Source organism: Bacillus sp. NPDC094064 (assembly GCF_050279585.1).
Taxonomy (GTDB): Bacteria; Bacillota; Bacilli; order Bacillales; family Bacillaceae_G; genus Bacillus_A.
The window spans coordinates 508719-528494 of record NZ_JBNNUI010000003.1; the positions used below are offsets into that span (position 1 = coordinate 508719).

The 19776-nt window shown below is 35.9% G+C and carries 24 protein-coding genes; 9 read left to right on the forward strand and 15 right to left on the reverse strand.

Going from position 1 to position 19776, the window contains the following annotated elements; translation table 11 throughout:
• Positions 1-11 precede the first annotated feature (11 nt).
• From spoIIAB to dacF, 3 genes are all read right to left on the reverse strand, one after another.
• A complete protein-coding gene (gene spoIIAB / locus ACQKNI_RS10425; protein WP_001243400.1) occupies positions 12-452 on the reverse strand; it encodes an anti-sigma F factor in 441 nt (146 codons plus the stop codon).
• Positions 453-803: an anti-sigma F factor antagonist gene (gene spoIIAA / locus ACQKNI_RS10430; RefSeq protein WP_000059135.1), complete on the reverse strand. Its 351-nt coding sequence runs from the start codon at positions 801-803 to the stop codon at positions 453-455. It abuts the gene before it with no gap.
• Between the two features lie 169 nt (positions 804-972).
• Positions 973-2163, reverse strand: coding sequence for a serine-type D-Ala-D-Ala carboxypeptidase DacF (gene dacF / locus ACQKNI_RS10435; protein ID WP_088231074.1), 1191 nt, complete (start codon positions 2161-2163; stop codon positions 973-975).
• A gap of 165 nt (positions 2164-2328) precedes the next feature.
• Between dacF and ACQKNI_RS10440 the strand changes: the two genes are divergently transcribed.
• From ACQKNI_RS10440 to ACQKNI_RS10455, 4 genes are read left to right on the forward strand one after another with little or no spacing between them, the layout of a single operon-like run.
• A complete protein-coding gene (locus tag ACQKNI_RS10440; protein ID WP_088231073.1) occupies positions 2329-2748 on the forward strand; it encodes a GntR family transcriptional regulator in 420 nt (139 codons plus the stop codon).
• Entirely contained in the window at positions 2714-3595 is an 882-nt protein-coding gene (locus ACQKNI_RS10445; protein WP_088231072.1) for an ABC transporter ATP-binding protein, read from the forward strand. Before ACQKNI_RS10440 ends, ACQKNI_RS10445 begins: the two co-directional genes overlap by 35 nt.
• Entirely contained in the window at positions 3585-4649 is a 1065-nt protein-coding gene (locus tag ACQKNI_RS10450; RefSeq protein ID WP_088231071.1) for an ABC transporter permease, read from the forward strand. The genes ACQKNI_RS10445 and ACQKNI_RS10450 overlap by 11 nt, the downstream gene beginning before the upstream one ends.
• Before the next feature lie 12 nt (positions 4650-4661).
• Complete coding sequence (locus ACQKNI_RS10455) at positions 4662-5726, forward strand: ABC transporter permease subunit (protein ID WP_427282357.1); 1065 nt, start codon at positions 4662-4664, stop codon at positions 5724-5726.
• Positions 5727-5750: 24 nt separating this feature from the next.
• Here the strand turns inward: ACQKNI_RS10455 and ACQKNI_RS10460 are convergent, their stop codons facing one another.
• Positions 5751-6296, reverse strand: coding sequence for a hypothetical protein (locus ACQKNI_RS10460; protein ID WP_088231069.1), 546 nt, complete (start codon positions 6294-6296; stop codon positions 5751-5753).
• Positions 6297-6398: 102 nt separating this feature from the next.
• Positions 6399-6818 carry a MarR family winged helix-turn-helix transcriptional regulator gene (locus tag ACQKNI_RS10465; protein WP_140417383.1) on the reverse strand — a complete coding sequence of 140 codons (420 nt, stop codon included), beginning with the start codon at positions 6816-6818 and terminating at the stop codon, positions 6399-6401.
• 158 nt (positions 6819-6976) lie between these two features.
• On the opposite strand from ACQKNI_RS10465, the gene ACQKNI_RS10470 reads away from it, so the two are divergent.
• Both ACQKNI_RS10470 and ACQKNI_RS10475 read left to right on the forward strand, forming a co-directional pair.
• Positions 6977-7651 carry an SIMPL domain-containing protein gene (locus ACQKNI_RS10470; protein WP_088231067.1) on the forward strand — a complete coding sequence of 225 codons (675 nt, stop codon included), beginning with the start codon at positions 6977-6979 and terminating at the stop codon, positions 7649-7651.
• 134 nt (positions 7652-7785) lie between these two features.
• Positions 7786-9075, forward strand: coding sequence for an NCS2 family permease (locus tag ACQKNI_RS10475; RefSeq protein ID WP_280147089.1), 1290 nt, complete (start codon positions 7786-7788; stop codon positions 9073-9075).
• A 34-nt stretch (positions 9076-9109) separates the two neighbouring features.
• On the opposite strand, the gene corA is transcribed toward ACQKNI_RS10475, so the two are convergent.
• The 9 genes from corA to spoIIM form a co-directional block, all read right to left on the reverse strand.
• Positions 9110-10072 carry a magnesium/cobalt transporter CorA gene (gene corA, locus ACQKNI_RS10480; protein WP_140417382.1) on the reverse strand — a complete coding sequence of 321 codons (963 nt, stop codon included), beginning with the start codon at positions 10070-10072 and terminating at the stop codon, positions 9110-9112.
• Between the two features lie 60 nt (positions 10073-10132).
• A complete protein-coding gene (locus ACQKNI_RS10485) occupies positions 10133-11437 on the reverse strand; it encodes a pyrimidine-nucleoside phosphorylase (protein WP_427282358.1) in 1305 nt (434 codons plus the stop codon).
• A 7-nt stretch (positions 11438-11444) separates the two neighbouring features.
• Positions 11445-12266, reverse strand: coding sequence for a purine-nucleoside phosphorylase (locus ACQKNI_RS10490; RefSeq protein ID WP_427282359.1), 822 nt, complete (start codon positions 12264-12266; stop codon positions 11445-11447).
• A gap of 12 nt (positions 12267-12278) precedes the next feature.
• On the reverse strand, positions 12279-13463 hold the full coding sequence (deoB, locus tag ACQKNI_RS10495) for a phosphopentomutase (protein ID WP_427282360.1): 1185 nt from the start codon (positions 13461-13463) through the stop codon (positions 12279-12281).
• A 366-nt stretch (positions 13464-13829) separates the two neighbouring features.
• On the reverse strand, positions 13830-14573 hold the full coding sequence (locus ACQKNI_RS10500) for a FixH family protein (RefSeq protein ID WP_140417381.1): 744 nt from the start codon (positions 14571-14573) through the stop codon (positions 13830-13832).
• Positions 14574-14717: 144 nt separating this feature from the next.
• A complete protein-coding gene (xerD, locus tag ACQKNI_RS10505; protein WP_088231060.1) occupies positions 14718-15608 on the reverse strand; it encodes a site-specific tyrosine recombinase XerD in 891 nt (296 codons plus the stop codon).
• Between the two features lie 6 nt (positions 15609-15614).
• The gene (locus ACQKNI_RS10510; protein ID WP_141552078.1) at positions 15615-15845 is read right to left on the reverse strand and encodes a YqzK family protein; all 231 of its coding nucleotides are present in this window, start codon (positions 15843-15845) and stop codon (positions 15615-15617) included.
• A 103-nt stretch (positions 15846-15948) separates the two neighbouring features.
• Positions 15949-16404: a Fur family transcriptional regulator gene (locus ACQKNI_RS10515; protein ID WP_000392656.1), complete on the reverse strand. Its 456-nt coding sequence runs from the start codon at positions 16402-16404 to the stop codon at positions 15949-15951.
• A 106-nt stretch (positions 16405-16510) separates the two neighbouring features.
• Entirely contained in the window at positions 16511-17158 is a 648-nt protein-coding gene (gene spoIIM, locus ACQKNI_RS10520; protein ID WP_088231058.1) for a stage II sporulation protein M, read from the reverse strand.
• A 126-nt stretch (positions 17159-17284) separates the two neighbouring features.
• Between spoIIM and ACQKNI_RS10525 the strand changes: the two genes are divergently transcribed.
• The gene (locus ACQKNI_RS10525; RefSeq protein ID WP_088231057.1) at positions 17285-17836 is read left to right on the forward strand and encodes a GNAT family N-acetyltransferase; all 552 of its coding nucleotides are present in this window, start codon (positions 17285-17287) and stop codon (positions 17834-17836) included.
• 24 nt (positions 17837-17860) lie between these two features.
• Here ACQKNI_RS10525 and ACQKNI_RS10530 read toward each other — a convergent pair whose 3' ends face one another.
• Entirely contained in the window at positions 17861-18400 is a 540-nt protein-coding gene (locus ACQKNI_RS10530; RefSeq protein WP_098882457.1) for an NUDIX domain-containing protein, read from the reverse strand.
• A 74-nt stretch (positions 18401-18474) separates the two neighbouring features.
• Here ACQKNI_RS10530 and mciZ point away from each other — a divergent pair, with 74 nt between their 5' ends.
• Positions 18475-18609, forward strand: a complete 135-nt coding sequence (gene mciZ, locus ACQKNI_RS10535) for a Z-ring formation inhibitor MciZ (RefSeq protein WP_000870296.1) — start codon at positions 18475-18477, stop codon at positions 18607-18609.
• Between the two features lie 127 nt (positions 18610-18736).
• Complete coding sequence (locus tag ACQKNI_RS10540) at positions 18737-19651, forward strand: aldo/keto reductase (protein ID WP_098882458.1); 915 nt, start codon at positions 18737-18739, stop codon at positions 19649-19651.
• Positions 19652-19776 lie beyond the last annotated feature (125 nt).

The window sequence follows — 19776 nt, forward strand, 5'->3', positions numbered from 1 at the left end:
GGCTATTCTCCTTAATTGCATAGAGCGTTACTATTTGATAAGTATTTTGTCAAATGGATTGTTGTCCCGAAAGATTCGTTTGAAATAACTTCTACTTCATCCATAAAATTTTCCATGATAGTAAATCCCATTCCGGAACGCTCTAATTCAGGTTTAGTTGTAAAAAGGGGTTGTCTCGCTTCATCTAAGTTAAAGATACCAATCCCTTCATCTCGAATCGTGAGTTTCACCATTGCTTCTTCCAAAATCACTGAAATATAAACAACACCTTCTGCATTTCCTTCGTACCCATGAATAATTGCATTTGTAACTGCTTCTGACACCACCGTTTTAATTTCTGTTAGTTCTTCCATCGTCGGGTCAAGTTGTGCAATAAAAGCAGCTACTGTAACACGAGCGAATGATTCATTCTGACTTAACGCTGAAAATTGAAGGTTCATTTCATTTCTCATTTATGCCACCCCCAACGTCGCGAGCGCATGCGCTTCACTTTCTTCTAAACGAACAATTTTGAATAGACCTGACATTTCAAATAAACGTTTAACAGGCGGGGAAATTGCACAAACAACCATTTCTCCACCTAATCCCTTTACATGTTTATATCGGCCTAATATAACACCTAAACCAGAACTATCCATAAATGATAAATTCTCTAGGCTCAAAACAATATGATGAACACCATGCGTCTCAATCATATCTGTTACTTTCGTTCGCAACTCTTCAGCAGTATGATGATCTAATTCACCCTCTAACCTCACACATAAGACGTCACGTTTTACCTCTAATTGCATGGAAAGACTCACACGATTTCCTCCTTATGCTCAAACTTTACTCATTAGCATACATAAGATTTTCGTGACAGAGAATAAGAATCCTTCCTACCGACAAAAGAAGTACTATTTCGCCATAATGTGAAACCTTTCAGCAATTATTCCTGTACAAACAAGCAGAAAAGCGGCAAATTTCCCGCCGCTATTTTGATGTTGAAAACATCCCAAAACTTCTCTTAAATAACTCCCACCAGCTTGCTGCAGCAACATCTTCTTTTGCTACGATTGTTTGTTTTAATAAAACTTCTTTATCTTTTTTAATAACAAGTGTACCAAGCGCATCCCCTTTTTTAATTGGTGCCTTTACTTTCTTTTCAGCGATTACTTCTTGTTTTACTTTGTCCATATTTTCGCCCTTCTTCATAAGAAGAGACACATTATCTGACGCAACTAAATCTACTTTTTCTTTTTTCCCTTTTCCTACTTGTACAGTCTTAATTTTTTCACCACGCGTATACATTTTCTTTGTCATATATTGACCAAATGCATAATCAAGAAGCTTCGTCACTTGATTGTTTCGTTCTTTAGATGTAGGTGCTCCCATAACAACTGAAATAACACGCATTCCATTTTTTTCAGCTGATGCAGTTAAACAATATTTCGCTTCCGTCGTAAAACCTGTTTTCACTCCATCTACTCCAGGATAAAAACGTACTAACTTATTCGTATTAACGAGCCAAAACTTCTTATCCGTATTTTCACGTAAATAGTCTTCGTATTTACCTGTGTATTTGCGAATAAGTGGATACTTCATCAACTCTTTCGCCATTGTCGCCATATCATTTGCTGTGGAATAATGATCTTTCGCCGGGAGACCTGTCGGATTTTGAAAATGAGTATTTTTCAGCCCTAAATCTTTCGCTTTTTTGTTCATCATATTTACAAAACCTTCTTCTGAACCAGCGATATGCTCCGCCACTGCAACAGACGCATCATTTCCAGATGCGATTGCAATACCCTTTAACATTTCATTTACAGTCATCTCTTCCCCAGGCTCTAAAAAGATTTGTGATCCACCCATTGAAGCTGCATGCTCACTCGCTCTAACTTTATCGGTCAGTTTTAGTTTTCCTTTTTCAACTTGTTCCATAATTAATAGCATTGTCATAATCTTCGTCATACTAGCAGGTGGTAACTTTTCATTCGGATTTTTTTCAAACAAAACTTTACCTGTATCTTGTTCAATTACGATTGCTGACGACGCTTGTTCCGCTAACTTCGGCGTTGTTTCTTCTGTTTTTTCCCGCTTCGTCTTCTCAGATTGTGCGAAACTCACTGAGGTACCAGAAAGCAATAACATGAAACAAACAAGTATTCCAAAAACTCGCTTCATGACTAACCCTCCATTCTATATCAAACTTATTTTTTCCAATTTATACATTTTTAATACCATATTTTTCTATCCCTTTCATTGACAAATACATTTGTTGCCTATATTGTATTAAGTGTATTACACACAGTAGTACACTTAATACATATCAGGAAGGAGACATTGCTCTTGCATATTCAACTTGATCCAAGAAGCAACACTCCGATATGGGAACAAATTGTTCAAAATATAAAAGAACTCGTATTAAAAAACATGTTAGCTCCAAGTGATAAGCTTCCTTCTGTACGTGAGCTCGCTTCTTTACTCGTTATAAATCCAAATACAGTTAGTAAAGCGTATCAAGAATTAGAGCGACAGGGGATTATTGAAACATTACGAGGAAAAGGAACATTTGTATCCCAATCGATTACCCCAACATTAGACGAAAGGAAAATCGCTATGGTTGAAAAGCAATTTCATCAATTACTACTAGAAGCCTCTTATCTCGGAATTACGAAAGATAAAATTCACGATTGGATAGATTCATACTATAAAGAGATTGGAGGAAGTACAGATGTTGAAAGTAACAAATCTGAAGAAAACAATTGATAATCAAACGATTTTAGACGGTATTTCTTTCACATTACAAAAAGGTAGTATCGTCGGATTACTCGGAAGAAACGGTGCGGGGAAAACAACTTTATTACGAACGATGGTCGGCATTTTAGACCCTGATGCAGGAACTGTTACATATGAAGATACAGACATTCATCAGCATCCTGAAATGAAGCAAAAAATCGTATATGTTCCGGATTCTACTAACATATTGAATGGATATACAGTAAAAGAAATTGTAAAGTTTTATAAATCCGTTTATACGGCATTTGATGAACAGTATTTCTACGAACTGTTAGAACGCTTTAATTTACCAAACAAACGCATTCGCAGTTACTCAAAAGGAATGAAAGCACTACTTGCGATCATTTTAGCTGTTGCTGCAAAAGCAGAATATATTATTTTAGATGAACCGACAAATGGACTTGATCCTATCGTTAAAAGGCAGATTTTACAGTTTCTCGTTGGAGAAGTTGCAGAAAAAGAAATTACCATTTTCATCTCCACTCACCATTTAGATGAAGTGGAACAAATTGCAGATACAATCATTATATTAAAAGGCCATACTATATCTTCTATTACATCACTAGACGATGCAAAATCACGATTTGCTAAAATCCAAGTAGCTTATGAACGTTCACTACCTCAAAAACTAGAAAACTTAAACAATATTAAAATATTAAATCAAACAGGAAAAGTATATACGATCTTAATTGAGGGAAATGTGGCTACAACACTGGAGAAATTTTATAAAGAACAACCAATACTCATTGAAGAATTGACGATGTCACTTGAAGATGTCTTCGTTACGACACTTGAGGAGGATGAGTATGTTTCATAAGGCGTTATGGATGTGGAATTGGAAACGCGGGAAATATGCTGTGTTACTGTTTTTCTTTAGTTCGCTTTACTTGCTATCTTTTGGCTACTATAGAAGTGCTCAGATGGAACTTGCTGAATATTACGAATTACAAGAGAAAGGGAAACAGTATTATTATTTTTATTCCTTTTCTTCAGGAGAAGGTAATAGTTTTTGGTTAACAGGTCTTATCATTGCTTTAGCCTGCTTATTGATAGGATGGGAGCGTAGTAACCAGTCTAATAGCACACTTATGGCAATGCCTTTTAATAGAAAAGATATTTTCTTAACTAAATGGGCTTTTGGTTCATTTTGTATTGTAGGTTCATTACTTATAAACTGGATTCTTATGTACTCTATTTATAGAACAACCATTCATTTTGATTATCAATCATTTAGTCCATTTCACCGATACTTTCTCTATGCAATTGTTTCTTATGTCGCAGTCTATACAGCTGCTTTATGTATCGGTACTTTTACTGGCAGCATTGTGTCGCAAGTTGCCTTTTGTATTCCTTGGCTACTAATGGGACTTACATTTATTCCACTAGTGTACACTTTTACGATAAATCATTTAGAGGCTACCGATACTAAAAATTATAAGCTATATGAACAACTTTATGAAATCAATCAAAAAACAAATGTGGTCGCACCAATATATAATTTCACGCTTTATTACGAGTATGATCCTGAATTACGTAAAAAAGAAAATGCCCCAACTACTTTAAGAGATCCATCATCTTATACGTATTATTCAGCTAAATCAATGTTAGTCCCTATTTTGTATACAATATTTTACTTACTCCTTGGCACATACTTATATACACGATCACCTAATGAAAACAATCAAAAGATATTTATTTTCCAAAATCATTTACGGATGTGGATATGGGGGGCAACCATCTACTTTGCATTACTAGGTGGCTATAAAATAACTCAATTTAGTTTCCTATTAAACTACTATATCGGTTTGTTTCTCGCCGGAATCATTACTTATGTTGTATTATCACGCCTAACAAATTATAAAGTTTTTTAAAGGAGAGATCCTATGTTTCAAAAAGCACTATGGCTAAGAACGTATCAACAAAGTAAATATGTTGTATGGTTATTTTGGCTCGTCAGCTTCTATACTTTGTCGTATAAATACTATATGACTTCTATTGAACAACAACACTTTCTAAATATGAATAAAAAATGGAAATCTATATATCATTACAACTTTGATTTATCACTTATGGACTCTGTCATATTTCAAGGTGGTGTACTTATCGTTCTGGCCTGCACATTAATCGGCTTGGAAAGACAAAATAACTCTAGTGACTTGTTATGGTCTATGCCCTTTAAACGTTCACACCTTTATATAACAAAATGGTTATTTGGTATTTGTAACATTGTAGTAGCTGTTAGTATAAACTGGGGACTATTTGCTATTATGAAAAAGTTGACTTTTCATAATAAATATCAAGTATTTTCCCCATTTCATAGTTACTTTATATACATGTTAATTGTATTAATCGCTATTTATACACTTGCCTTATGTATAGGAACAATTGCAGGGAATGTTATATCGCAAGGATTTCTCACGGCAGCTATATTAATATTCCCAATGTTACTCCCATCACTTATTGCAGGAATCATTGCTGTTCACTCGAATACTGAATTTCATAAAGACAATGGCAATATACAACGTCTTATGGAAAACATACGTATTTCTGGTCCAGCAGAAGAGTTTTATATTCACTTTAATTATGATCCACAAAGCGCTTATACCGATCGAAATGGAGTGAGGCATAACGAACCGAACTTTACAAAAATCCCTCCAGCAAAAACATTGATTGGACCTATTGCACATATCATCATTTTATTACCGCTTGGTATATATTTATATGTTCGTTCAGTGAATGAACGAAATGGTAACCACCTATTATATCCAAGATTACAAAAGTTAGTTATGGCTTGTGTGATTTTCTTTGGTGGGATCGCTGGAGGTTTAATGCTAAGTCGAGCGCAGTCATTGTCCAGCTTTTACATCGGATTTTTGATAACTAGTTTCATTACGTATTTCTTCCTAGCTAAAATATTAAAATGGAAAGTCTCTTGGAATTTCAAATGAAATAACCTCCTCTTCGTGAGGAGGTTATTTCACATTCTCTCTTCTTTTCCCATACTCTTTTTCTTGCTTCGTTCCAAATCCGTCTCCATTTGCTACGATTTGATCTGTCGGAGCAACTATACTTTCAGCAATTCTCCATTCTCCCCCTTGTTGAATAAATACTTGCATAAAATAATTCATTCCATTTAATTGGTACGGGTTCTCTTTTTTCACTTCATAACGAGCTGCCACATAATACACTTGCACATTTTCAGCTTCAAACTTAGAAATATACTGTGATAACCTCGGGATATACTGTGATGCTTTCTGAAGCGGAAGTTGTTTTACTTTTACAAGAGAAGACTTTGTCACATTGCTTATCGTATCTTCATGCCGAACGTTGTCGCTATGATGAAATAAAATCGTATTCTGCATAGAGCGAATCCATAGTTTCGAATATAAAACAGGTTGTTTATTTGAAATATGTTGTAATTCTTTTTGAACGACTTGAAGAGGCGTTGCAGCATCCACGAATTGATTAAAGCAGAAAATGCTTCCAATCATAATGAGAATCGTAAACATACGTTTCATAAATTTTCACTCCGATTCTTTTTAATTAAAGTATTGGAGTTTCAAAATGTTTTTATTCAAAAGAAAAAGGATAGGAAAGCTTTCGCTTCCTATCCTCATTTATTATAATACGCGACCAAATAGCTCTAACACCATTTCTACTTCTTGATCGCTCCAATCTTTAAATCTCTCTTTATAATATTCTTTACGCACAGCTTCTAGTTTTTCAGTTACTTCTCTTCCGTGTTCTGTAATTTCTAAGTACACGATACGACGATCTGAATTTGAACGTTTTCTTTCTACAAACCCTTTTCGTACGAGACGATCTGTAACAGCTGTAATATGACTGGAGGTTACGTTTACTTCACTCGCAATTTGCGAAGCCATTTGTGGACTTTTTAAAAATAACGCGCGTAATACAGAGAATTCATTATATGGCATATGTTCTGCAAAGCGTGTATTAATATCATTTTGTAATAAACGTATCATCTTTCGAAATGATCCGGATAACTCTAAAATCAGTGTTTCTCTTTTTTCGTTCACTAGCCTCGTCCCTTTTTTATCATATTTATACATATTATAATCTATAAATACCCATGTTGTATATGCTTTCTTTCTTTAACATTCTCATTTATGTAACTTTTTCATACAAATTTCTTTTTTGTTCACACATATACATATAAAAAAGGATGGTGATGGAAATGCAAGGTGGAATGAATCCGTACTTACATAATATGCGCACGGCAAATACCGGCAAAGAAGCAACGATTACTGTACAAGGAGAAGGAATCGTAAAAGCAAAACCAAATGTTGTCATATTAACACTCGGCATTCGAACAGATAATAAAAATGTAAAACAAGCGCAAGAAGAAAATGCAGTGCAATCAAAACAATTGCTTGATGCACTTAAACAGCTCGGTATTGCTGATAAAGATATAGAAACGATTTCTTATACGATTACGCCTCAATACGAATATATAAATGATAAAGCATTACTACAAGGCTACCGTGTGGAGCATTTGTATGAAATTACCGTTTTAAATGTACAAAAAGCAGGGGAAGTATATGATATAGCTGTTTCAAATGGTGCGAATGTAGCAAAAGGATTGCGTTTTCGAATATCTCATCCAAATAAATATTATGAGCAAGCTCTCATTCAAGCCCTGCAACAAGCAGTAGAAAAAGCTCGTGCTATTGCGAGTACATACAATTTAAACATTAATCCTGTTCCACTCTCATTCGTTGAAGAATCCGCCCAATTACCGAGAGAAATTACATCTTATGCTACTACTTTACATGCACAAGCAGCTCCGCCCATTCAATCAGGAGAATTAGAAATTATCTCTTCTATCCGGGCTATTTTTACGTATTTATAAGGAAATTCACTTATAAGTAACCGTTATCATTTTTGTTGTTGTAAAAACATGATGTTCTGATATAATAAAGGTCGGTGAACTCTTACAAAAGAGATTTCACGGGTGGGAGAGGGATATGAAAAAGAAGGTTTAACATGAAAGGAATACTTGAAAGAACATTTAAATTAGGTTTACACGAAACATCACCAAAACAAGAAGTTTTAGCTGGCGTTACGTCATTTTTCACAATTGTATATATTATGATTGTAAATGCGTCAATCTTATCAGATGCTGGCATTCCTCTTGAAGCTGGAATTTTGGCAACTGTTTTCAGTTCATTCGTCGGATGTCTGCTCATGGCATTTTGGGCAAACGCACCTGTTATTCTTGTTCCTGGTATGGGTGTAAATGCATTCTTCACGTACACCGCTGTGCATACGCTTGGGTTAACTTGGCAGGAAGCATTAGCAGCTGTCTTTATCTCTGGTATTATTTTTGCAATTGCCGCTTTTACACCAATCGCCCGCACGCTTTCAGTATCGATTCCAAAGTCATTAAAGGAAGCTATCACTGTCGGCATCGGATTGTTTCTAGCATTTATCGGATTGCAAAAAGGTGGTTTAGTCGTTTCGAATCCAAATACTGCTGTTGCAATGGGGAAATTAAGTAATCCTGTCGTTCTTGCGACATTACTGACCCTTATCGTTGCACTTGTATTATTTATTCGTAACGTACGTGGAAACTTTTTATGGACGATTGCAATAGGAACTTGTATCGCATGGGTATTTGGCCTTGTTGATACGAGTCAAATGGGAAATAGTTCATTTTCATTCGCTAATTACGGCGATGTATTTGGAGCTATGTCATTTGAGAAACTTTCTTCCTTACCGTTTTGGATTGCAACATTCTCCTTAAGCATGGTACTTATTTTTGAGAACATGGGACTATTGCACGGTTTATTAGAAGATGATCGTAAATTCCCACGTGCTTACCAAGCCAATGCAATTTCAGCAATGACATGTGGTCTATTTGGCACAAGCCCTACTGTTTCAACTGTAGAGAGTGCTGCAGGTATTACTGCAGGCGGTAAGACAGGTCTGACGTCTATCATTACAGGAATGCTATTCTTCGCATCACTGTTTGCGCTTCCGTTTGTCAAATTAATTCCTGATAGTGCCATTGCACCTATCTTAATTATTATTGGCGGTCTGATGATTACAAGCATTCAACAAATTCCTCTGAACGACTTTTCAGAAGGATTTCCAGCTTTCTTAATTATCGTTATGATCCCGCTCACATATAGTATCGCTGATGGCATTGCATTCGGATTTATTGCTTATCCTATCTTAAAGGTTGCTCTTGGAAAGCGTAAAGAAGTTGCACCATCTATGTATATCATTACATGCTTATTCTTAGCCATGTTTGTATTACATGCCATTGGTTAAGTAGAAAACACCGAGGATTTCCCTCGGTGTTTTTTTACTTAAACCATCCTTTTTTATAAAACCAAGCCATCATACCGCCACCAATTAGCGCCATGATAAGTAGGCAAATAAAATAACTATACTGTCCGCCTAACTCCGGCATATGCGAAAAGTTCATTCCGTATACTCCTGCAATAAATGTTAATGGCATAAAAATAGTTGAGAAAACAGTTAATGTTTTCATAATATTATTCATATGGTGCGAGTTTAATGAAAAATAGCTATCTCTAATATCTGCCGTTAACTCTCGGCTCGCTTCAATCATTTCAGTCAGTTTAAGTAAATGATCATGTATATCTTTAAAATAAATTTCATGATCACTTATACCGTAAAATCGAGTTGAATTTAAAATACGATATAATAAATCACGCATTGGAATAATTGTACGCCTTAGTTTAGATAAATCTGCACGTATATCAAATACCTCTTCTAGCACACTTCCTGCTGTCTCACCTGTTAAATTATCATCAATTGCATTTAAATGATCTTCAATGTAGTAAACAGGTGCAAAATAGTCATCTACAATTTGGTCTATAATCGTATGCGCTACATGTAAAGGCCCCTTCTTAATCCGTTTCTTTTCACCAAGCGTTTTCCATACTCTTTCAATCGCATTGTTATGAGAAAAATGGAAAGAAACAATATAGCGATCACTAACAAATAAATCGATTTCATGTGGTTCAAGCCCATCCTCACCAAATCCGTGAAGAACTAAAAAGTTATATCCATCATAGAAATCAACTTTTGGCCTCTGTACATATTCTATACAATCTTCGATTGCCAGGGGATGGAACTTAAAATGATCTTGCAAAATATATGTATACTCTTCTTTCGTTGGCTTATATAAATCGAGCCAATACCATACAATATGGTCTTTCGTTGTTTCTTCTAGCGAAACATCATATAATACTTCGTCTGTTTTTGTTATTGCACAAATTCTAATCATAATTTCACCCATTATTATTATAAACAAAAAATAGTAAAAAAAGCCAAGGAGAAATCTCCTCAGCCTCTTTTATTACTTCGTTACGATACCATGTACTAAAGTTGGTGCATCTACGTGTTCTTTAGAGATCTTCATGTTCTCATAAATTTTCGCTTTTACATCTTCAACATTTTCGCGGTTTGCGTAAATTGTAACTAGTGCGTCACCTTTTTTCACGCTGTCCCCTACTTTTTTGCGAAGCATTAAACCAACTGCTAAATCAATTTCAGACTCTTTCGTTGCACGTCCTGCTCCTAGAAGCATTGCTGCTGTTCCGATTTCGTCTGCAACGATTTCTGATACATATCCATCTTCTTTCGCTTCCACTTCAATTTTAAATTGTGCTTGCGGCAATTTAGAAGGATCATCAACAACAGATGCGTCGCCGCCTTGCGCTGATAAGAACGTTTTAAATGATTGTAACGCTTTTCCGTTGTTCATTACTTCAATTAATTTTTCACGAGCATCTTCTAAAGATGAAGCTTGTCCAGCAAGGTATACCATTTGACTTCCAAGTGTTAAACATAACTCTTCTAAATCTTTCGGTCCTTTACCTTGTAATGTATCAATTGCTTCTTGTACTTCTAATGCGTTACCAATAGCCTCACCAAGTGGTTGACTCATATCAGAAATAACTGCCATCGTATTACGACCAACGTTATTACCAATTCGTACCATTGCTTCTGCTAAACGTTTTGCATCTTCATCTGTTTTCATAAATGCGCCTGCTCCAGTTTTTACATCAAGAACAATCGCATCTGCACCAGCAGCAATTTTCTTACTCATAATCGAGCTTGCAATAAGCGGAATTGAGTTTACTGTTGCTGTTACATCACGAAGTGCATATAACTTTTTATCAGCAGGCGTTAAGTTTCCACTTTGGCCGATTACAGCAATTTTATTTTCATTTACAAGACGCATGAATTCTTCATTTTCAATTTCCACATGGAATCCTGGAACTGCTTCTAATTTGTCAATTGTACCACCAGTATGTCCTAAACCACGTCCAGACATTTTTGCAACTGGTACACCTAAAGCAGCTACTAATGGACCTAATACAAGTGTCGTTGTATCACCAACACCACCTGTTGAATGCTTATCTACTTTTACTCCTTCAATAGCTGATAAATCGATTGTATCACCGCTATTTACCATTGCCATCGTTAAATCAGCACGTTCTTGATCGTTCATATCTTGGAAGAAAATTGCCATTGCAAGTGAACTTACTTGATAATCAGGAATATCACCATTTGTATATCCTTCAACGATAAAGTTGATTTCTTCTGTCGTTAATGCATGTCCATCACGTTTTTTTGCAATTAGGTCCACCATTCTCATTGTGAAGTCACCCCTTCATTTGTTTTACGATTGCTTTTACTAATGCTAAGAAGTTAGCTTTAACACGTTCTGTCGTTTCGATTACTTCATCGTGGTGAAGTGGCTGATCTAAAATACCAGCTGCCATATTTGAAATACAAGAAATACCAAGTACTTTCATACCAGCATGACGCGCTACAATTACTTCAGGTACTGTTGACATACCAACTGCATCTCCGCCAATTGTACGAATCATACGAATTTCAGCAGGTGTTTCATATACAGGACCTGTCATTCCAACGTATACACCTTCTTGTACTTTAATATTTAAATCTGCTGCAACTTGTTTCGCCATTTCGCGAAGTTCTGTCGTATATGATGTAGACATATCAGGGAAACGTACACCCATTTCAGAATCATTTGGTCCGATTAATGGATTTGTACCCATGAAGTTGATGTGATCTGAAATTAACATAAGGTCACCTGGCTCAAATGATGTATTTACACCACCAGCTGCATTCGTTACAACAACTGTTTCTACACCTAGCTCTTTCATAACACGAACTGGGAATGTTACTTTTTGCATATCGTATCCTTCATAGAAATGGAAACGTCCTTGCATTGCTACTACAGGAACACCTTGAAGTGTACCGAATACTAATTGACCTGCATGACCTTCTACAGTTGACACTGGAAATTCAGGGATTTCACTGTAAGGTACTGTTACTGCGTCCTCGATTTCATCTGCTAATACACCTAGTCCTGATCCAAGGATTAGTCCTACTTGTGGTGTTTCTTGGAATTTCTCTTTTAAGTATGAAGCTGATTTTGTAATAAGTTCACGATTCATTTTTTTATCCCCCTATTTCTTTAGCTCGTTTAAGAAGCTTGTGCCGTATTCTGGCATTTTCACACCGAAGTTTTCTGCTACTGTTGCACCAATATCAGCAAATGTTTGACGAATTGATAATTCTTGTCCGCCTTCTTTCATGCTTGGGCTATATGCTAATAACGGTACATATTCACGTGTATGATCAGTACCGTGGTGAACTGGATCATTACCGTGATCTGCTGTAATTAATAATAGATCATCTTCTTTTAGTTTTTCGAATACTTCTGGAAGACGTGCATCATATTCTTGCAATGCTTCTCCATATCCTTGTGGATCACGGCGGTGACCAAATAATGCATCAAAGTCAACTAAGTTTAAGAAACTAAGACCTGTAAAGTCCATGTTTAATGTATCTACAAGTTTATCCATTCCATCCATATTAGACTTCGTACGAAGTGATTCCGTTACCCCTTCACCATCATATATGTCAGAAATTTTACCGATCGCAATTACATCATAGTCACTATCTTTTAATTCATTCATTACTGTGCGGCCAAATGGCTTTAACGCATAGTCATGGCGATTTGGTGTACGTATGAATTTACCTGGCTCACCAACGAATGGACGAGCGATAACACGTCCTACCATATACTTCTCATCTAATGTTAATTCACGTGCAATTTTACAAATTTTATATAACTCATCAAGTGGCACTACTTCTTCGTGTGCCGCGATTTGTAGTACGCTATCAGCAGACGTATAAACGATTAAAGAGCCTGTTTCCATTTGCTCTTGACCAAGTTCATCAAGAATTTCAGTTCCGGAAGCTGGCTTATTACCGATAATTTTACGGCCTGTTTTTTCTTCTAATTCCTCAAGTAATTCTTTCGGGAATCCTTCAGGGAACACTTGGAATGGCGTATCAATGTAAAGTCCCATAATTTCCCAGTGCCCTGTCATTGTATCTTTGCCCGTAGATTTTTCTTGCATTTTTGTATAATATCCAAGTGGCTTTTCTACTTTAGAGATACCTTTCATTTCGCGAATGTTTCCAAGACCTAATTTCACCATATTCGGCATTTGTAATCCGTTCATATGCTCAGCAATATGTCCAATTGTATCAGAACCTAAATCACCAAATTGCTCCGCATCCGGTGATTCACCGATTCCCACAGAGTCCATTACGACTAAGAATATACGTTTATATTTATTCATAACTGCGACCTCCTATAAGTTCAGTTCTACTTCTTGTAGTATGTTCAAAACGCTATAAAGTGAAACTGTTATCCATAAGAATTATATTTCGTTCTCATTGTCAAACAGTACTTCTTTCAATCATTCTTTAACCTATTTTGTTTTACTTGAAACGACTTAAAAACATTTCTAATTTTTTCTAAGTCAGATGTCAGACATCTGATATTGATATCATAACATGTTTACGCTTTCTTTTTAATACATTTTCGTAGAATTTCTCATTTTCTTCACACTTCTATTGTAATCCATTATACAAAGAAGTGCTAACTATTTTGTGACTTATTTCTTTATAATACAAAATAAAAAGCAGCTCTAAAGAGCTGCTCATTATTTGACTTCTACTGTTTCTTCTTTATGTTCATGCAGTTCGCCTTTTCTCACATGCACTTTCACTTTGTAAGTACCGTTCTCTTTAAAAGTATGTTTACTTTCATACTCTCCTTTATTCCCTTCTTTCGCAGGAATAAATTCGTGTTTTTCAACACCATCTTTCCAAATCTCAAGTTGGACTTCAGCACCCGTTAATGCCTCTTCTTTTTGCTTTAAATGAACTTTCATCGTTGATTCAGCATTTGCTTTTATATCACCAGCCATAAGGTGGATCATTGTGTCACTTTTGTGATCACCGTGTCCTGCATCGTGATCGTTACTTTCTTTTTTCGCATCTTCTACTTTCGCATTTCCTACAGCAACTTTTACTTCTGGCATAACATGCATCTCACGTGCATTAGTGTGAGCGATAATATGGTATACTCCATCCGTCTCAAACGTTTTCTCTACTGCATAAACACCTTTCCCTTTATGCTTACCATTTAACATCTCGTGCTTTTCGTCGCCATCTTTCCAAATTTCAAACTTTACATCATCAGCATCCGTTACTTTCTCTTTTCCTTGTGTAACAAGTGCTTGTACTTCTGTTTTTTCACCTGGTTTAATTTCTTTCGGATTTGTTTGAACCGCTACTTTTACAGCCTCAAGTTTCTGTTCTTTTTTCGGTTCTTCTTTGTTTGTATTACAGCCAGCCAACGCTAGCATCGCGATAAATAAAGTCATAATAAGTTTTTTCATCATCATTTCCTCCTTCATACTGTATTTAGTATAGAGGAAATACATTGTAATATTCCAGTCTTCTACTGAAAACAATGTACGAAATGTTTGTGAAGTTTCTGTGAAACGCTCTCTCCTTCTAAATCTATGAAAAAAAGAGCATAGTAACTATGCTCTCGGATGAAACTGTTTATATACATCTTTTAATCTAGTTTTTGAAACGTGCGTATAAATTTGCGTCGTCGAAATATCGGCATGTCCAAGCATTTCTTGTACAGCACGTAAATCTGCCCCATTTTCTAATAAATGCGTAGCAAAAGAGTGACGCAACGTATGCGGTGTCAGCTCTTTTTCAATATTTGCTTCTTTCGCTAATCGTTTTAAAATTTTCCAAAAACCTTGTCTCGATAATCGATTACCATGATGGTTTAAAAAGAGTGCATCTACTACTTTTTTACCCATCAATTCTCGTCTTCCTTTTTCAATATACTTTTGAATCGCTTCCGTCGCTAAACTTCCTAATGGAATAATTCTTTCTTTATTCCCTTTCCCTATGCAACGAACAAACCCCATCGTTAAATGTACATCTTCTAAATTTAGTGCGATTAATTCTGAAACGCGAAGTCCTGTCGCATACAGTAACTCTAGCATCGCCTTATCACGAACTCCAAAAGCACTCGTCATTTTTGGTGTCTGAAGTAACGCCTCTACTTCATCAACTGATAATACTTTTGGTAATTTCCGCTCTCCTTGCGGCGTTTCAATATGTACGGATGGGTCGTGTTCTACCGCCCGTTCACGAAGTAAAAATTGGTGAAACGAACGAATCGATGCTATATGACGTGCTAATGTTTTCGAAGATTTTCCGTTTTCTTTTAAATGTTGTAGAAAGTTAACAATATGCAAGCGTGTCACTTCATGAAAAGTTTTTGCCTGTTCTACATTTTGCAAATACTTTACATAACTTTTCAAATCACGTTCATAAGATACTACTGTATTTTTCGCTAATCCCTTTTCGACAACCATATAATGAATAAAATCTTTTAATTGATCTTCCAATCTACACTACTCCCCACTTTCATAGAAAAACATCATTCTATTTACGAAAGCATCCTTTACCGGCTCTTCATTCCCTGATACTTTTTCTACAGTCTCTTCTTTTGGCTTTTCATAACGATGATAGCTTTCATATTCTTCATTTATCCATAGTATAGCGAAATAAAACAAAATCGTACAACTTGTAAATAATAAAAATACTTTTATTCCATCAAAAGTTAATTTTAAAGCTCGGCGCATTGTAAATTCCTCCAAAATATAAGTTATTACAACATATGCCAAGCTTTCACCAATTTATACCTTATTCAAATAAAAAACCTCTTCCTAGATAAATAGGAAAAGGTTATTTTTCATCCGTTTCAATTTCTTGACAATTTTTACAAATCCCATGGAATGTTAAACGATGATCTTTCACCTTAAAGCTCCAGTCTCGTTCTACTTTCCTTTCCACTTCACCAAGTAAATCTTCTTGTATTTCTTGTACAGCACCACATTGTGTACAAATCAAATGATGGTGAAAACGCTGCGCACCTTCTTGGCGTAAGTCATAGCGTGAAACACCGTCTCCGAAGTTAATCTTATCGACCACTTTCAACTCAGATAATAGCTCTAAAGTTCGATAGACAGTTGCTAATCCGATCTCTGGCGACTTTTCTTTTACAAGGAGGTAAACATCTTCTGCGCTTAAATGATCTTCTTCATTTTCTAGCAGCACACGAACTGTTGCTTCACGTTGCGGTGTTAATTTATAGCTCGCTGCATGTAATTGCTTCTTAATTCGTTCAATTCTTTCTTCCATTCGGTACTACTCCCTCCTCGCCACTCTTACACCATTATATCAGAAGAAGGGCTTCTGTCAAAAGAAAAATAATAAAAACAAATTGATAATTATTCTCAAAAAGTATTTATTTTTTATTAATAGCTTCAACGACTTCTTTCATTAAAACTGGCGATGCATAAGCTTCCACACTAGAAGCAAGAGCTAACACCGCTCCAATCACAAGAAAAAAGCATGTATAACGAATTAATAATGGTAATAGTGGCTCGGTTATTTTCCGGATAAATTGATGCCTAATCATTCGCAAAGAAAAGCTTGCGGCAATCGTTGTCATAACGAGAAATACTGGAATTATGATTAGGTTTTGTGGCAATACAGATACGAATGCAAGTAATAATCCATTCCAACCATGCTGACTTACTAAAAAACCTACTGTAAATCCAACAACTACTCCTTTTACAAATAATAAAATAAAAATAAGTGGCAATCCAATAATTGAAATCCCTAAAATCCAAATAAAGCCGATGTATTTTAACTGCGAAAAGTAACTTTCTCGAAACATTTCGCCCGCGATAGCAAATTCTCCTTTAGAAACTTGTCCAAAAAAACGCTGTAAATAAAATGATAAATCTTGTTTTTGATTTATTTGTAAACTATTCACAAGAATAGCTCCAAATATTACTCCCATCAATAATAAAACAGCGTTAAATATATATAATGAAGAGTTTTCCTGTATGTGAGACGTTACACGGTCTTGCCAAGTTTTTCGCCACATTTTTCTTCCCTCCGTTCACACTATTACTAAAAATGTATGAAAGAAAGAAAAAAAGTATGACGAATTAACATTGAAATTCCGCTCTACTTTGCTAAACTAAAAAGTAGAGAATAGGAGGGATTTCTCTTGAAACCATTATTATTAGATTTTCCAACATTATTTCAAACTGAACGCTTACAAGTTCGCAAACCGTTTCCAGGTGATGGTGCCGAAGTATATGAAGCAATCCAAGCTTCCCTAGAAGATTTAGTGCCGTGGATACCAATTAACGCTGAAACAGAAGAGAGTGCTGAAGAAATTGTTCGTAACGCTCACGGGCAGTTTTTACTTCGTGAAACACTTGATTTTCACTTATACGATAAAGTATCAGGTACATTCATCGGGGCGATTACGCTTAAACCTGAAAACTGGGATATTCCAAAGTTTTCACTTCACTTCTGGCTACATAGCGCTTATACAAAACAAGGCTATATGACCGAAGCTATTAAAGGTGCCATTCAATTTGCCTTTGATAAACTAGGTGCTAGAAGAATTGAAATTCGTACTGATGCAACAAATACAAACGCATGTAACTTAGCAGAACGTTTAGAATTTATTTTAGAAGGCACGATGGAGAATGATTTCCTAGCGCCGGATGGTAGCTTACGTGATGCACGTGTATATGCAAAAATTAATTAAAAAACACTCGCCTTTGGCGAGTGTTTATTTTTGTAGTTGTAAATATTGTACTGCAAACATCGTCTTCGCATCATGAATACGAAGATCCTTCATAAGGGTAATCGCTTCTTCTAATGATACTTCCATTAACTCCACAAACTCATCTTCATCTAAAGCTGCTTTATTTTCTTTTTTTGTCAAACCTGTCGCTTTATATACATATAAAATTTCATCTGCGAATCCTGGAGATGTATAGAAAGAAGTAATGAGCTCCATGTTTTCACATACATATCCTGTTTCTTCTTCTAATTCACGAACTGCTGTCACCTCAGGTTTTTCACCTGGTTCTAACTTACCAGCTGGAATTTCTATAATCGCTTTTTCAAGAGCTTTACGATACTGCTCAACAAGCACAATTTTCCCCTCATCAGTAATAGCAATAACAGCAACTGCACCAGGGTGATTTACAATTTCACGTTTACTCATTTCTCCATTTGGTAATACTACATCATCAACACGAACTTTTATAACTCTACCATCAAAAATCGGCTCAGTTTTTACCGTTCTCTCTGCAAGATTACTCATATTACTTCATCTCCCTGTTCTATTTCCTATTCTTTCCTCATACATTTTACCACATTGAAAGGAGCGTGATAGAAATGAAAGTTTATATTTTACCAAATCGCGTCACTTTAGTCGGAAAAGCATGGCAAATTCGCCATAAGCTCAAACAATATGGCAAAGAGTATACAACTGTACAAGAGTGGATTACAGCAAATAAAGTGAAACATTAATCAGATGGGGCCATCCACCTCTAATTAGTAGCCCACATCAATCGGACTTTTACAACATGCGTCTTCAAAAGTAAACGTTTGTCAACCTCTTTTCCCTCTCGTACAATAAAGGGAAGGAGGTTGACCTATGAAAAAACGTCAATTAGGAAACTCAGATTTATTTGTTACAGAAATGGGCCTTGGCTGTATGTCTCTCGGTACATCTGAAACAGTAGCCATGCGTATTATCGATGAAGCAATCGATTTAGGGATTAATTTTTTTGATACAGCAGATTTATATGATTATGGATTAAATGAAGAATTTGTTGGAAAAGCCTTAAAGGGAAAACGAGACAGACTGGTTCTTACAACGAAGGTTGGAAATAGATGGACAGAAGAAAAAAATGGCTGGTCTTGGGATCCTTCCAAAGCTTACATAAAGGCTGAAGTAAAAGAAAGTTTACGTAGACTTCAAACAGATTATATTGATCTTTACCAGCTACATGGTGGGACGATTGAAGATCCTATAGATGAAACAATTGAAGCTTTTGAAGAATTGAAACAAGAAGGTATCATTCGCCATTACGGTATTTCTTCTATACGTCCAAATGTCATCCGTGAGTATGCAAAACGCTCAAATATCGTTAGCGTACTAATGGAATATAGCCTATTAAATCGTCGGCCAGAAGAATGGTTCCCACTTCTTACTGAACATCAAATTAGCGTCATTGCTCGTGGACCACTTGCAAAAGGAATTCTAACTGACAATAATGCAAGAAAGATAGAAAGAGTAAAAGAAAAGGATTACCTTTCTTATTCATACGATGAATTTAATACAACACTAGCGAGTGTAAAAGAAGCGATTGGAGAACGCTCTTTAACAGGAACAGCTATTCAATATTGCTTACATAACGAAACTATTGCAGCTGTTATACCTGGTGCAAGCTCCATTCAACAATTGCAAGAAAATGTACAGGCTAGTACACAAACACAGTTAACAACAGCAGAATATATACAACTTCAGCAAATTGCTAAATGTGATACCTACGCTTTACATCGTTAGAAAGACGCTACCATACTGGTAGCGTCTTTTTCAGGCTGTGGAGAAAGTCTTCTCCATAGCCTGTTTTTGTGTCTGAACCTCTTTTTGTGTGTCAACACTGATAAAAAAGAGGAAAAGGAGAGATT

What these genes read in the sequence shown, in the direction of transcription:
- ACQKNI_RS10455 (WP_427282357.1), top strand. Translation starts at nt 4,662, where the DNA reads ATGTTTCAAAAAGCACTATGGCTAAGAACGTATCAACAAAGTAAATAT.
- ACQKNI_RS10485 (WP_427282358.1), bottom strand. Translation starts at nt 11,437, where the DNA reads ATGAGAATGGTGGACCTAATTGCAAAAAAACGTGATGGACATGCATTA.
- ACQKNI_RS10540 (WP_098882458.1), top strand. Translation starts at nt 18,737, where the DNA reads ATGAAAAAACGTCAATTAGGAAACTCAGATTTATTTGTTACAGAAATG.
- ACQKNI_RS10470 (WP_088231067.1), top strand. Translation starts at nt 6,977, where the DNA reads ATGCAAGGTGGAATGAATCCGTACTTACATAATATGCGCACGGCAAAT.
- ACQKNI_RS10490 (WP_427282359.1), bottom strand. Translation starts at nt 12,266, where the DNA reads ATGAATCGTGAACTTATTACAAAATCAGCTTCATACTTAAAAGAGAAA.
- spoIIM (WP_088231058.1), bottom strand. Translation starts at nt 17,158, where the DNA reads ATGTGGCGAAAAACTTGGCAAGACCGTGTAACGTCTCACATACAGGAA.
- ACQKNI_RS10530 (WP_098882457.1), bottom strand. Translation starts at nt 18,400, where the DNA reads ATGAGTAATCTTGCAGAGAGAACGGTAAAAACTGAGCCGATTTTTGAT.
- spoIIAB (WP_001243400.1), bottom strand. Translation starts at nt 452, where the DNA reads ATGAGAAATGAAATGAACCTTCAATTTTCAGCGTTAAGTCAGAATGAA.
- ACQKNI_RS10515 (WP_000392656.1), bottom strand. Translation starts at nt 16,404, where the DNA reads ATGGAAGAAAGAATTGAACGAATTAAGAAGCAATTACATGCAGCGAGC.
- ACQKNI_RS10450 (WP_088231071.1), top strand. Translation starts at nt 3,585, where the DNA reads ATGTTTCATAAGGCGTTATGGATGTGGAATTGGAAACGCGGGAAATAT.
- ACQKNI_RS10510 (WP_141552078.1), bottom strand. Translation starts at nt 15,845, where the DNA reads ATGCGCCGAGCTTTAAAATTAACTTTTGATGGAATAAAAGTATTTTTA.
- deoB (WP_427282360.1), bottom strand. Translation starts at nt 13,463, where the DNA reads ATGAATAAATATAAACGTATATTCTTAGTCGTAATGGACTCTGTGGGA.
- ACQKNI_RS10445 (WP_088231072.1), top strand. Translation starts at nt 2,714, where the DNA reads ATGTTGAAAGTAACAAATCTGAAGAAAACAATTGATAATCAAACGATT.
- dacF (WP_088231074.1), bottom strand. Translation starts at nt 2,163, where the DNA reads ATGAAGCGAGTTTTTGGAATACTTGTTTGTTTCATGTTATTGCTTTCT.
- ACQKNI_RS10475 (WP_280147089.1), top strand. Translation starts at nt 7,786, where the DNA reads ATGAAAGGAATACTTGAAAGAACATTTAAATTAGGTTTACACGAAACA.
- ACQKNI_RS10500 (WP_140417381.1), bottom strand. Translation starts at nt 14,573, where the DNA reads ATGATGAAAAAACTTATTATGACTTTATTTATCGCGATGCTAGCGTTG.
- corA (WP_140417382.1), bottom strand. Translation starts at nt 10,072, where the DNA reads ATGGGTGAAATTATGATTAGAATTTGTGCAATAACAAAAACAGACGAA.
- ACQKNI_RS10460 (WP_088231069.1), bottom strand. Translation starts at nt 6,296, where the DNA reads ATGAAACGTATGTTTACGATTCTCATTATGATTGGAAGCATTTTCTGC.
- mciZ (WP_000870296.1), top strand. Translation starts at nt 18,475, where the DNA reads ATGAAAGTTTATATTTTACCAAATCGCGTCACTTTAGTCGGAAAAGCA.